The 12,553-nt window shown below is 58.8% G+C and carries 6 protein-coding genes; 2 read left to right on the top strand and 4 right to left on the bottom strand.

The window, feature by feature from the left end; all coding sequences use genetic code 11:
* Nucleotides 1–21 precede the first annotated feature (21 nt).
* Together EXZ61_RS11275 and EXZ61_RS11270 are read right to left on the bottom strand one after the other, a co-directional pair.
* A complete protein-coding gene (locus tag EXZ61_RS11275) occupies nt 22–2,181 on the bottom strand; it encodes a 3-hydroxyacyl-CoA dehydrogenase NAD-binding domain-containing protein (protein ID WP_142811863.1) in 2,160 nt (719 codons plus the stop codon).
* A gap of 72 nt (nt 2,182–2,253) precedes the next feature.
* Complete coding sequence (locus EXZ61_RS11270) at nt 2,254–3,459, bottom strand: acetyl-CoA C-acetyltransferase (protein ID WP_142811862.1); 1,206 nt, start codon at nt 3,457–3,459, stop codon at nt 2,254–2,256.
* Nucleotides 3,460–3,630: 171 nt separating this feature from the next.
* Here EXZ61_RS11270 and EXZ61_RS11265 point away from each other — a divergent pair, with 171 nt between their 5' ends.
* Nucleotides 3,631–4,794 carry an acyl-CoA dehydrogenase family protein gene (locus tag EXZ61_RS11265; RefSeq protein ID WP_142811861.1) on the top strand — a complete coding sequence of 388 codons (1,164 nt, stop codon included), beginning with the start codon at nt 3,631–3,633 and terminating at the stop codon, nt 4,792–4,794.
* Nucleotides 4,795–4,832: 38 nt separating this feature from the next.
* Here EXZ61_RS11265 and EXZ61_RS11260 read toward each other — a convergent pair whose 3' ends face one another.
* Together EXZ61_RS11260 and map are read right to left on the bottom strand one after the other, a co-directional pair.
* Nucleotides 4,833–7,454: a [protein-PII] uridylyltransferase gene (locus tag EXZ61_RS11260; RefSeq protein WP_142811860.1), complete on the bottom strand. Its 2,622-nt coding sequence runs from the start codon at nt 7,452–7,454 to the stop codon at nt 4,833–4,835.
* A 17-nt stretch (nt 7,455–7,471) separates the two neighbouring features.
* Entirely contained in the window at nt 7,472–8,323 is an 852-nt protein-coding gene (gene map, locus EXZ61_RS11255) for a type I methionyl aminopeptidase (protein WP_142811859.1), read from the bottom strand.
* Between the two features lie 75 nt (nt 8,324–8,398).
* Here map and purL point away from each other — a divergent pair, with 75 nt between their 5' ends.
* Nucleotides 8,399–12,532, top strand: coding sequence for a phosphoribosylformylglycinamidine synthase (gene purL / locus EXZ61_RS11250; protein ID WP_142811858.1), 4,134 nt, complete (start codon nt 8,399–8,401; stop codon nt 12,530–12,532).
* Nucleotides 12,533–12,553: the final 21 nt, after the last annotated feature.

Genomic DNA, 12,553 nt, shown 5'->3' with positions numbered 1-12,553 from the left:
CTTGGCCTTTGGTTTAGCGTCTTAGTACTGGGGTTGGAACTTGGCGATGGCGGCTTTCACCTCATCCGTCAACACAAAGCCTGGGCCGAATTGCTGCGCCAACTCTGCAGCACGCTTCTCGAATGCATCCACACCCATGCCGTAAATGAACTGCATGGCGCCACCGGTCCAGGCGGGGAAACCAATGCCGAAGATGGAGCCGATATTGGCATCGTGCACGCTAGTGAGCACGCCTTCAGCCAGGCAGCGCGCGGTCTCGACCGCCTGGCGGTACAGCAGGCGGTCTTTGAGGTCCGTGATGTTCCAGGCTGAGTCGGCCCTTTCAAACAAACCTTGGAGTTCGGGCCACAGGAATTTCTTGGCACCTTTTTCAGTGGGGTACTCGTAAAAGCCTGCACCGCCTGCGCGGCCGGGGCGCTTGTGCTCTTTGACCATTTTTTCCACGACCAGTTCACCAGGAGTTGCGGTGTAGGTCTTGCCCTCGGCTTCAAAGTCTTTTTTGGTCTGGTCCATCACATGCAGACTCAAGGTGAGGGCGGTTTCGTCCAGCACCGCCAAGGGGCCCACCGGCATGCCGGCCTGGATGCCCGCGTTCTCAATGGCTGCGGCGGGAATCCCTTCGCCCAACATAGCCGCACCTTCCATGACGAAAGTGCCGAACACGCGGCTGGTGAAGAAGCCGCGCGAGTCGTTCACCACAATGGGGAACTTGCCCAGTGCCTGTACATAGTCGTAGGCGCGGGCCACAGTCTCGTCGTCGGTCTGCTTGCCCTTGATGATTTCCACCAGCTTCATCTTGTCCACGGGGCTGAAGAAGTGGATGCCGATGAACTTCTCGGGCTTGGCGCTGGCTTTGGCAAGGCCCGTGATGGGCAGCGTGGAGGTGTTGGATGCAAAAAAACCACCTGCTGCGAGTAGTGGCTCGGACTCTTGGGTCACCTTGGCTTTGAGTTCGCGGTTTTCGAATACCGCCTCAATGATCAGGTCGCAGCCTTGCAGGTCTGCGGCATTGCCTGTGGGGTGGATCAGGTCGAGGATCTGTTGCTGTGCCTCGGGCTTCATGCGACCCTTGTCCACGCGGCCTTGGGTGATTTTGGCGCTGTAGCTCTTGCCCAGGTCGGCTTTCTCCTGGCTCACATCTTTGAGTACCGTGGCAATGCCTTTGCTGGCCTGGCAGTAGGCAATGCCTGCGCCCATCATGCCCGCGCCCAGCAGACCCACTTTGCTGGGCTTGAACCGGGGAACGCCCGCAGGTCGGCTTTGGCCACTCTTGATGGCGTTGAGGTTGAAGAAAAAGGTATTGATCATGGCCTTGGCCTGGGTCCCGGTCATTAGCTTGGACAGGTAGCGGCTTTCAATACGCAGCGCGGTCTCCAGGTCCACCTGCAAACCTTCGACCATACAAGCGATGATGGCTTCGGGCGCGGGGTAGAGGCCGCGGGTGTTTTTCTTGATGACAGCCGGTGCCACCACCAGCATTTGCGCCACGGCGGGCGATGAGGGCAGTCCACCGGGCACCTTGTAGCCTTTGGTTTCCCATGGGTGTTGGGCAGACGGGTTGGCGGCAATCCATGCCAGCGCCTGGGCTTTCATTTCAGCGGCGGCATCGGGTCCGGGCGCTACCAGCGCGTGCACCAGGCCCAGGCCTTTGGCTTCGCTCGGGTTGAAGGTTTTGCCTTCCACCAAGTAGGGCTGAGCGCCCATCAGACCCAGGTGGCGTGTCATCTTGGTGACGCCGCTTGCGCCCGGCAGCAGGCCTAACGTGACTTCGGGCAAGCCAAACTGGGTTTTGCGGTCGTCAATGGCGATGCGGTGGTGGCCAACGAGCGCCACCTCCCAGCCGCCACCCAAAGCGGTGCCATTGAGCAGGCTGACCACCGGCTTGCCCAGCGTCTCAATGGTGCGGAAGTTCTTTTTGACGCGCTCAATCTCTTGGAAGATTTTGGTGGCGTCCGTAGGCTGCAGGCGCATCGCGCCTTTGAGGTCGGCCCCCGCAAAGAAGGTGGTCTTGTTGGAGGCCAGCAAGATGCCTTTGATGGCGTCTTTGTCCTGGAGAACTTGCGCCGCGACGGCATCCATGTCGTCTTGCCATTGCAGGCACATGGTGTTGACCGGGGAGTCCGGCTCATCAAAGGTGATGGTGGCGATGCCGTCGGCCAAGGTGTACTGGATGGTTTTCATGGTGATGGTGAAAATGCTATTGATTGAGGAGCTGCTAGCCCAATATCTATGGGCGATAGTGGCACTTTTGACTTAAAGGCGCTCGACGATGGTGGCAATGCCCATGCCGCCGCCCACACACAGAGTGGCCAGGCCGTAGCGCAACTTGCGGCGGTGCAGCTCGTCAATCAGCGTGCCCAAAATCATGGCACCGGTGGCGCCTAGCGGGTGGCCCATGGCAATGGCCCCACCGTTCACGTTGACCTTGTCGTGCGGCACTTTCATCTCCTTCATGAAGCGCATCACCACAGCGGCAAAAGCTTCATTCACTTCAAACAGGTCGATGTCATTGACCGTGAGCCCAGCTTTGGCCAGTGCCTTGCGCGTGGCGGGCATGGGGCCGGTGAGCATGATGGTGGGGTCTGCACCGCTCAAGGCGGTGGCGACGATGCGCGCGCGTGGTTGCAGGTTGTGGGCTTTGGCGGCGGCATCATTGCCGACCAGTACGGCGGCAGCACCGTCCACAATGCCCGACGAGTTACCTGCGTGGTGCACATGGTGGATGCGCTCTACCTGCGGGTAGCGGGTGAGCGCCACCGCGTCAAAGCCCATGCCGCCCATGTCGGCAAACGCGGGCTTGAGACCGGCCAGGCCTTCCAGCGTGGTGTTGGGCTTGATGAATTCGTCTTTGCCCAAAATGGTTTGGCCCAAGAAGTCTTTGACTGGCACTACCGAGCGGTCAAAGTAGCCTGCGGCTTGGGCGGCTGTTGCGCGTCGCTGCGATTCAAGCGCAAATGCATCTACGTCGGCGCGGCTAAATCCTTCCAGCGTGGCAATCAGGTCGGCGCCAATGCCTTGGGGCACGAACAAGGTCTGCGAATTCGTCTCGGGGTCCATGGCCCAGGCGCCGCCGTCTGAGCCGATGGGCACACGGCTCATGCTTTCCACACCACCGGCCACGACCAGGTCTTCCCAGCCGGAGCGCACCTTTTGGGCGGCCATATTCACAGCTTCCAAACCCGACGCGCAAAAACGGTTGATCTGCACACCGGCCGCTTGGAAGTCCCAGCCTGCTTTGAGCGCGGCCACCTTGGGGATCACTGCACCCTGATCGCCGACGGGGGACACCACGCCCATGACCACGTCATCGACGTGTGAGGTGTCGAACTGGTTGCGCTGCTGCAAATCGGTCAACAGTCCCGCGAGCAGGTTGACGGGCTTGACTTCATACAGGCTGCCGTCTTTCTTGCCCTTGCCACGGGGCGTGCGGATTGCGTCAAACACATAGGCTTCGGTCATCTTGTCTCCAGTTCTAGGTTTACTTGGGTGCTGAATCAGGTGTTTTCTAAGGTGTGGGGTCTAGGGCCCCACCGTGATTTGCAGTATATTCTTTTTGCCAAGCAAATGCTTTGTAAAAATAGATAGACAGCTCTTTTCCCCACCACGCCATCCAACATTGCAAGGTTCTCCATGATTGAACGTACCCTTTTCTCCAGCGACCACCAAGCGTTTCGCGACAGCTTTCGCAAGTTCATTGACAAGGAAATCGCACCCTTCCATGCCGACTGGGAGGACCAAGGCTATGTCGCCCGCGAAGTCTGGAACAAGGCCGGGGAGAACGGCTTTTTGGGCATGAGCATGCCCGAGCAATATGGCGGCTCCGAGGCAGACAAGCTCTACTCGGTGATCCAATTTGAAGAGGTGGCGCGCGCGGGCTGTACCGGCATTGGCTTCAGCCTGCACAGCGAAATCGTGGCGCCGTACATCCTGCACTACGGCACGCCTGAGCAAAAAGCCAAGTACCTTCCCAAGCTGGCCACGGGCGAAATGATTGGTGCCATCGCGATGAGCGAGCCAGCTGCTGGGTCAGACCTGCAAGGCATCAAGACCACCGCCATAGAGCAGCCTGACGGCAGTTACCTGCTTAACGGGAGCAAGACCTTCATCACCAACGGTTGGCATGCTGACCTGGTCATCGTGGTCGCCAAAACCAACCCCGCAGCTGGCGGCAAAGGCACCAGCCTGATGCTGGTAGAGCGCGGCATGCCGGGCTTCAGCGTCGGCAAGCGCCTCAAGAAAGTGGGCATGAAAGCGCAGGACACCTCCGAGCTGTTTTTTGACAATGTGCGTCTGGGGCCGGAACACTTGCTGGGTGGCAAAGCCCATGAAAACCGTGGCTTCATTTGCCTGATGGAACAGCTGCCTTGGGAGCGCTTGCAGATTGCTATCAGCGCAGTGGCTTCCGCGCAAGCGGCCATCGACTGGACGGTAGATTACGTGAAAGAGCGCAAAGTATTTGGCGCACCAGTGGCCAGCTTCCAAAACACCCGCTTCACCTTGGCTGAGCTACAAACCGAGGTGCAGGTTGCGCAGGTGTTTGTCGACAAATGTTGCGAGCTCATTTGCCAAGACAAGCTTGATACGGCGACGGCCAGCATGGCCAAGTACTGGACGACCGATCTGCAATGCAAGGTGATGGACGAATGCGTTCAGTTGTTTGGCGGATACGGCTATATGTGGGAATACCCCATCGCCCGCGCCTATGCCGATGCGCGTGTGCAGCGCATTTACGGCGGCACCAACGAAATCATGAAAGAAGTGATTACCCGGGCGATGGGGTTGGCGGCCAAGTAGGGCCGCTCCTCAGCCTGAACGCCTTCTTGGTCCGAGCACTAAGCCGCTAAGGCTTTGAGCAGTTCGGTCTCAATATCAATTTGCGCGCGGTTATGTTGCAACTGCGGGCCATGGATCAAGAAGGTGTCTTCCACCCGCTCGCCCAAGGTCACCACCTTGGCGAGTTGCACCGCTATGCCGTGGCTGGCCAGCACGCGGGCGATGGAGTAGAGCAGACCTAGTCGGTCGCTAGCGGAGATGTTGAGCAGCCAGAGTTGCGCTTTCTCGTCAGGGCGCAGGGTCACTCGCGGGGCATACGGGAAGCTCTTCACGCGGCGAGATACGCGGCCTTTGCTGGGCACGGGTAGGGGGCCCGCGTTGGCAATGGCGACACTGAGTCCGTTTTCCAACAAGCTTGTAATCTCGCGGAAGTGCTCATCCATGTCGGTGCTGCTCACGACTTGGAATGTGTCTAATGCATAGCCTTGCAGCGTAGTGTGCACCTTGGCATCAAAAATACTAAAGCCACCTTGGTCAAAGTAGCCACAAATGCGGGCAAACAAATCCGGTTGGTCCTGGGTGTAGACCAGCACTTGCAGGCCTTCGCCCAAAGGAGAACGCCGGCAGCGCACGATGGGTGTTGTGGTCCCTACATGCCTAGACAACTGTTTGGCGTGCCAAGCAATGTCGGTTGCGTCGTGCCGCATGAAGTAGCTCACATCCAAAGTGTCCCAAAGTGGCTTGTGGGCTTCAAAGGGCATGGCATGCAATGCAATCATCACCAAGGCCTCACGCTTGCGCTGCTCAACCTCTGCATGGGGATCTGGAGCAATGCCGCCCAAGGCACGGGTGGTGTAACGGTACAAGTCCTCTAGCAACTTGCCTTTCCATGCGTTCCAGACTTTGGGGGAGGTACCTCGAATATCTGCCACAGTAAGCAAATACAACGCGGTCAAACGACGCTCCGTGCCCACGCGCTTGGCAAAGTCGGCGATGACGCTGGGGTCACTCAAGTCAGACTTTTGCGCGATGCGGCTCATGGCCAAGTGCTCTTGGACCAAGAACTCTATGAGCTGCGCATCTTCCGTCGCAATGCCGTGTTGCTTGCAAAAGCGGCGTACTTCTAGGCAACCGAGTTCTGAATGGTCGCCACCGCGCCCCTTGGCAATGTCATGGAACAAGGCTGCGATAGTCAACAACCAGGGCTTATCCCAGCCCGAGGCGAGTTGAGAGCAAAACGGGTACTCATGCGCATGTTCCACAATGAAGAAGCGGCGCACATTGCGCAGCACCATCAATATGTGCTGGTCCACGGTGTACACATGGAACAGGTCATGCTGCATCTGACCTACGATCTTGCGAAACACCCACAAGTAGCGACCCAAAACCGAGGTTTGGTTCATCAGCCGCATGGCGTGGGTGATGCCTTCTGGCTGCTGCAAGATTTGCAAAAACGTGGCGCGGTTGACGGGGTCGCGCCGGTAGGCTGCGTCCATCAAACCTCGGGCGTTGTACAGCGCACGCAAAGTTCGGGCGGACAGCCCTTTGATGCCGACCGTGGTTTGGTACAGCAAAAATGTTTCCAAAATCGCGTGGGGCTCGCGCTGGTAAAGGTCGTCACGGGCCACATCCAACATGCCCGCTTTTTCGTTGAAGCGTTCGTTCAACTGGCGCGGTGCGTGGGTCGATGGATTGAGGCGCTCCTCAATATTCATCAGCAAAATTTGATTGAGCTGCGTGACCGCTTTGGCCGCCCAGTAGTAGCGCTTCATTAGCAATTCACTGGCGCGAATGAAGTTGCGTTTAGACGTGGTATCGCTGTGTCCTGCGGGTCCGCTAGTCGCTTGGTAGCCAAATGATTCAGCCACTGCGTTTTGCATATCAAACACCAGCCTGTCTTCCCGCCTATTGGAGAGCAAGTGCAAGCGCGCACGGATCATGAATAGCAATGATTCATTGCGCTGGATCTGCTGCACTTCAAACCGTGTTGCCAAGCCATTGGCCGCCAGTGCGGCCCAATCATTGCCAAAGCCCGCCGCCTTGGCGACCCACAAGATCACCTGCAGATCACGCAGCCCGCCCGGGGACTCTTTGCAGTTGGGCTCTAGGGAGTAGGGCGTGTCTTCAAACTTGGTGTGCCGCTGGCGCATCTCCAACGTTTTGGCCACAAAGAAGGCACGCGGGTCCATGGCGGCAAAAAAGGCCGTTTGAAACACCTGCAGCAAGCCTGCATCACCTGCAACCAGCCTGCTTTCCAATAGGGCCGTTTGCACGGTCACGTCTTTTTGCGCTTCAGCCAGGCAATCGTCCAAGGTGCGGACGCTGGAGCCGATTTCTAAACCGGCATCCCAGCAACTGCCGATAAACGCTTCCACCTGCGCTTTGAGGGCCGCATCTTGGTCGGTGGAGTAGCCGTTGGGCAGCAAGACCAACACGTCGACATCGGAGTGCGGGAACAACTCGCCGCGGCCAAAGCCGCCAACGGCCAGGAGTGCAAACGGAGCTTTGAGCCCCGCTAGGTCCCAGAGTTTGACCAACACACTGTCTGCCAGGGCAGACAGCTTGTGCAAGGCACTGCGTACGCTGCGCGCCGTGGCATTTGGTGCGCCTATGCTGCTAAGCAGCGGGGTCTTTTGTGCGCGGTATTCGGCACGCAGGGCCTGCAAAGCGTGGGTGGGCATGTAGGCGGACGTGGGTCTTAGCTTTGCGCTGGCACAAAGGCCGGTGTGGCAGGGCTACCTGCGGACAAGGTCATCACTTCATAGCCGGTCGCGGTAACCAAGACCGTGTGCTCCCACTGGGCTGACAAAGAATGGTCTTTGGTGACAATGGTCCAGCCGTCTTTCTCGGGGCCTTCTTTGATCTCTTTTTTGCCCGCGTTGATCATGGGCTCAATCGTGAAGGTCATGCCTTCGACCAGCTTTTCTAGCGTACCTGGGCGTCCGTAGTGCAACACTTGGGGCTCTTCGTGGAACACTTGGCCAATGCCATGCCCACAAAACTCGCGCACCACGCTAAAACCATGGCCTTCGGCAAACTTTTGAATGGCGTGGCCGATATCACCCAAGTGCACACCGGGTTTGACCATCTTGATGCCATGCCACATGGCTTCATACGTGATGTGGCTCAAGCGCTTGGCAGCGATGGACACATCGCCCACCATGAACATGCGGCTGGTATCGCCATGCCAACCGTCTTTGATGACGGTGACGTCGATGTTGACGACATCGCCTTTTTTGAGCCGCTTGTCGTTAGGAATGCCGTGACACACCTGATGGTTGACCGAAGTGCAAATGGACTTGGGGTAGGGGGTGTTACCACCCCCGGTGTAGTTCAGTGGCGCGGGGATAGCGCCTTGCACTTGGGTGATGTAGTCGTGCGCTAGTTTGTCCAGCGCGTTGGTGGTCACGCCGGGCTTCACAAAGGGCGTGAGGTAGTCGAGAACTTCGGAGGCAAGGCGGCCTGCGATGCGCATGCCCGCAATGCCTTGGGCGTCTTTGTAGGTGATAGTCATCCCGCAATTATCCCATTGGTGGGAATTGCTTGCCATGTGTATACGTTTGCGCTCAGCGGGGTGGGTAAAATCTAAGGCTTCCCTCAGCCCTCTCTTCACAAGGCCACCACAGTGACCCTGCATATCACCTCTTTCGAGGGCAGCAACGCCCTGAGCAGCTTCCGTACCCAACAACTTTTGCCTGCTCTGCAGGGTGTGAATGAAAAAATAGCGGGCATCAGCGCCCGTTTTGTCCATCTGGTAGCCAGTGAAACGGCCTTGGACGAGGCCCTGGCCGCCAAGTTGGCTGGTCTCTTGACCTACGGTGACCCTTATACCGCCGCTGCGGATGGCGTCACCATTGTGGTGAGCCCACGTTTTGGCACGGTGTCGCCATGGGCTTCTAAAGCCACCGACATCGCTCACAACTGCGGCTTTGCCGTCAAACGCATTGAGCGCTTGGTGGAATACCGCATCACCGTCAAACATGGTCTGTTGTCTAAAACGGTGTTGAGTACGACAGAGTTAGAGCGCATTGCGTCCTTGCTGCATGACCGCATGACAGAAAGCGCCATGCTGGACCGCGCCCAAGCCCAAGAGCTGTTCCATGCTCTGCAGCCCGCGCCCATGGACCATGTGGATGTGTTGGGCGGCGGTAAAGACGCTTTGGTTGGTGCCAATACCCAATTTGGCCTGGCCCTGGCGGCCGATGAGATTGATTACTTGGTCAATGCCTTCACTGCGCTGGGTCGCAACCCTACGGATGTGGAGCTGATGATGTTTGCGCAGGCCAATAGCGAGCATTGCCGCCACAAAATTTTCAACGCCCAGTTCACCATTGACGGCGTGGCGCAAGAGAAGAGCATGTTCGGCATGATTCGCAACACGCACCAACTCAACCCCCAGTACATGCTGGTGGCGTACTCTGACAACGCCTCGGTCATGGAAGGCGTGCAGGTCGAACGTTTTGTGGCCAAGGCCGCCAATTCTGCCGCTGGCGGCCATGGAATAAGCGCACCCAGCTATGAAAAGCGTAGCGAGACTAACCACATTTTGATGAAGGTGGAAACCCATAACCACCCCACAGCGATTTCGCCGTTCCCCGGTGCCTCCACAGGTGCTGGCGGTGAAATTCGCGACGAAGGTGCCACAGGCCGTGGCTCCAAGCCCAAGGCGGGTTTGACGGGCTTTACCGTTTCCAAGCTGTGGGGCGGCTGGTCTGACGCCAAAGAGGGCAAGCCTGAGCACATCGCCAGCCCACTGCAAATCATGGTGGAAGGCCCCTTGGGCGGCGCTGCCTTTAACAATGAATTTGGTCGCCCCAACTTGCTGGGTTACTTCCGCGAGTACGAGCAAACCGCGCAAAGCGCCCAAGACAGCGTGCTGCGTGGCTACCACAAGCCCATCATGATCGCCGGTGGTTTGGGTGTGATCGACGCCGGGCAAACCCACAAAATCGAGTTTCCAGCCGGTAGCTTGCTGATCCAACTCGGTGGCCCGGGCATGCGCATCGGCATGGGCGGCAGCGCCGCCAGTTCCATGGCCACTGGCGCCAATGCCGCAGAGCTGGACTTTGACTCGGTGCAACGCGGCAACCCTGAAATCGAGCGCCGCGCCCAAGAGGTGATCAACCAATGCTGGGTGCAAGGCGAGCACAACCCCATCTTGGCCATCCACGACGTGGGCGCAGGCGGCTTGTCCAATGCCTTTCCTGAGCTCACCAACGATGCCGGCCGTGGCGCACGCTTTGATTTGCGCGCCGTCAAGCTCGAAGAGTCCGGCATGGCACCCAAAGAAATCTGGTGCAACGAGAGCCAAGAACGCTATGTGTTGGCCATTGCGCCCGAATCTTTGGCGCAGTTCCAAGCTTTGTGCGAGCGCGAGCGTTGCCCGTTTGCAGTGATTGGTGTGGCAACTGAAGAGCGTGAGCTGGTGGTGTACGACAACGGCGTGAGCGGCGCCGGGCCGTCCCAAGCCGCGGGGGCCCCCGCGGGGGCCCCCGTGGGGGGCAGCGAACCATACGCAGTGGGGAGCGTGGGGGCACCAGTCCACATGCCTATGAATGTCTTGCTGGGCAAGCCGCCCAAAATGCACCGTGATGTCAAGACGGTGGAGCGCAGCTTTAAGCCGCTAGACCTCACGGGTGTCGACCTGCAAAAAGCGGTCATTGATGTGCTGGCTAGCCCAACGGTGGCGTCCAAGCGCTTTTTGATCACCATTGGTGATCGCACGGTGGGCGGCCTAACCCACCGCGATCAAATGGTAGGCCCTTGGCAAGTGCCCGTGGCCGACTGTGCAGTGACATTGGCCGACTTCAAAGGCTTTGCGGGCGAAGCCATGTCCATGGGCGAGCGCACACCCTTGGCTACCGTTAACGCACCCGCCTCGGGGCGTATGGCGGTGGCGGAGGCCATCACCAACTTGCTGGCCGCACCGATTGAGCTGGGCCGCGTGAAGCTGTCCGCCAACTGGATGGCCGCCTGTGGCGAGGCCGGCGAAGACGCGGCGCTGTACGCCACGGTCAAAGCCGTGGGCATGGAGTTGTGCCCAGCATTGGGCATTTCTATCCCCGTGGGTAAAGACTCCTTGTCCATGCGCACACAGTGGAAGGTGCAGGGCGCTGATAAAAAAGTGACGTCTCCGGTGTCGCTCATCGTGAGTGCCTTTGCGACTTTGGCTGATGTGCGCGGCACCTTCACGCCGCAGCTCAACGCCACTGAAGACACCACCTTGGTCTTGATCGACTTGGGCCGTGGGCAGTCGCGCATGGCGGGCAGCATCTTGGCGCAGACCTTGGATCAGGTGGGCGACGCCGTGCCCGATTTGGACCACGCGCAAGACTTGGTGAGTTTGGTGGCCGCTGTAAACGCCTTGCGGGCGCAAGGCCAGGTGCTGGCTTACCACGACCGCAGTGATGGCGGTTTGTTGGCTACGGTGGTGGAAATGGCGTTTGCGGGCCATGTGGGTGTTGCCATCAACGTTGACATGCTCGTTACCGAAGGCGATGGCATCAGCGACAGCCGCGCAGACGTTGGCGACAGCAAAAACTGGGCAGGGCAAGTCAGCGCCCGCCGAGACGAGCGCACCTTGCAAGCCTTGTTCAACGAAGAGTTGGGCGTGGTGCTGCAAATTCGCACGGCACAGCGTTCAGAAGTGATGCAAACCCTGCGCGAACACGGACTGTCCAAACACAGCCATGTGATTGGCAAAACCCGTCCCGCAGGCGGCGCTGTCGCAGCAGGTGTGGGCGAGGTGCAAATTTGGCGCGATGCCAAAGCCATTTTCAGTGCCAAACTGGCAGACCTGCACCAAGTGTGGGACGCCACGAGCTGGAAGATTTGCCAGCAGCGCGACAACCCAATGTGTGCGGATGCCGAACACGCCGCCGCCGGGGCTGAGAACGATCCCGGCATGCATGTTTATGTGCCAAATAGTGCTGCAGCGCTCATCCAGTCTGCGCAAACAGCGACTGAAAATGTAGCGGCACCCGCCGTGCACCTGAGCCGTCCCAAGGTGGCCGTGTTGCGCGAACAGGGCGTGAACTCCCATGTGGAAATGGCCTACGCCTTTACCGAAGCGGGGTTTGAAGCCTTTGATGTGCACATGACCGATTTGCAAAGCGGCCGTGCCAAGTTGGCCGACTTCCAAGGCGTGGTGGCCTGTGGCGGTTTCAGCTATGGCGACACTTTGGGCGCAGGCATAGGCTGGGCGCGCTCTATCACTTTCAACGAAGTGTTGGCCGACCAATTCAAAGCCTTCTTTGGACGCAGCGATACCTTTGGCCTGGGCGTGTGCAACGGCTGCCAGATGTTTGCCGAGTTGGCCGACATCATCCCTGGTGCGCAAGATTGGCCACGCTTTACCACCAACCAAAGCGAGCGTTTCGAAGCCCGACTGAGCATGGTGGAAGTGCTGGAATCACCATCGCTGTTCTTCCGTGACTTGGCTGGCATGCGTCTGCCCATCGCGGTTGCGCACGGTGAAGGCTATGCCAACTTCAAGTACCGGGGCAACGCGGACAAGGCGATTGGTGCCATGCGCTTCGTGGACAACACGGGTGCACCCACCGAGGCCTATCCTTTCAACCCCAACGGCAGCGCAGGTGGCTTGACAGCCGTGACCACCGCTGACGGTCGCTTTACCGCGATGATGCCGCACCCCGAGCGTGTGTTCCGGAACATCCAAATGAGCTGGACCAAGCTCGATGCAAGCCAACACAGCCCGTGGATGCAGTTGTGGCGCAATGCGCGCAAGTGGGTGGGGTAAGCTGGGGCCTTTCAACCGATA

The sequence above is a fragment of the Rhodoferax aquaticus genome (assembly GCF_006974105.1).
GTDB lineage: Bacteria > Pseudomonadota > Gammaproteobacteria > Burkholderiales > Burkholderiaceae_C > Allorhodoferax > Allorhodoferax aquaticus_A.
This window is presented reverse-complemented; position numbering and strand designations above follow the sequence as displayed.

Bases quoted from the DNA above. Each gene is read 5' to 3' on its own strand.
- EXZ61_RS11275 (WP_142811863.1), bottom strand. From the start codon at position 2,181: ATGAAAACCATCCAGTACACCTTGGCCGACGGCATCGCCACCATCACC.
- EXZ61_RS11270 (WP_142811862.1), bottom strand. From the start codon at position 3,459: ATGACCGAAGCCTATGTGTTTGACGCAATCCGCACGCCCCGTGGCAAG.
- EXZ61_RS11265 (WP_142811861.1), top strand. From the start codon at position 3,631: ATGATTGAACGTACCCTTTTCTCCAGCGACCACCAAGCGTTTCGCGAC.
- EXZ61_RS11260 (WP_142811860.1), bottom strand. From the start codon at position 7,454: ATGCCCACCCACGCTTTGCAGGCCCTGCGTGCCGAATACCGCGCACAA.
- map (WP_142811859.1), bottom strand. From the start codon at position 8,323: ATGGCAAGCAATTCCCACCAATGGGATAATTGCGGGATGACTATCACC.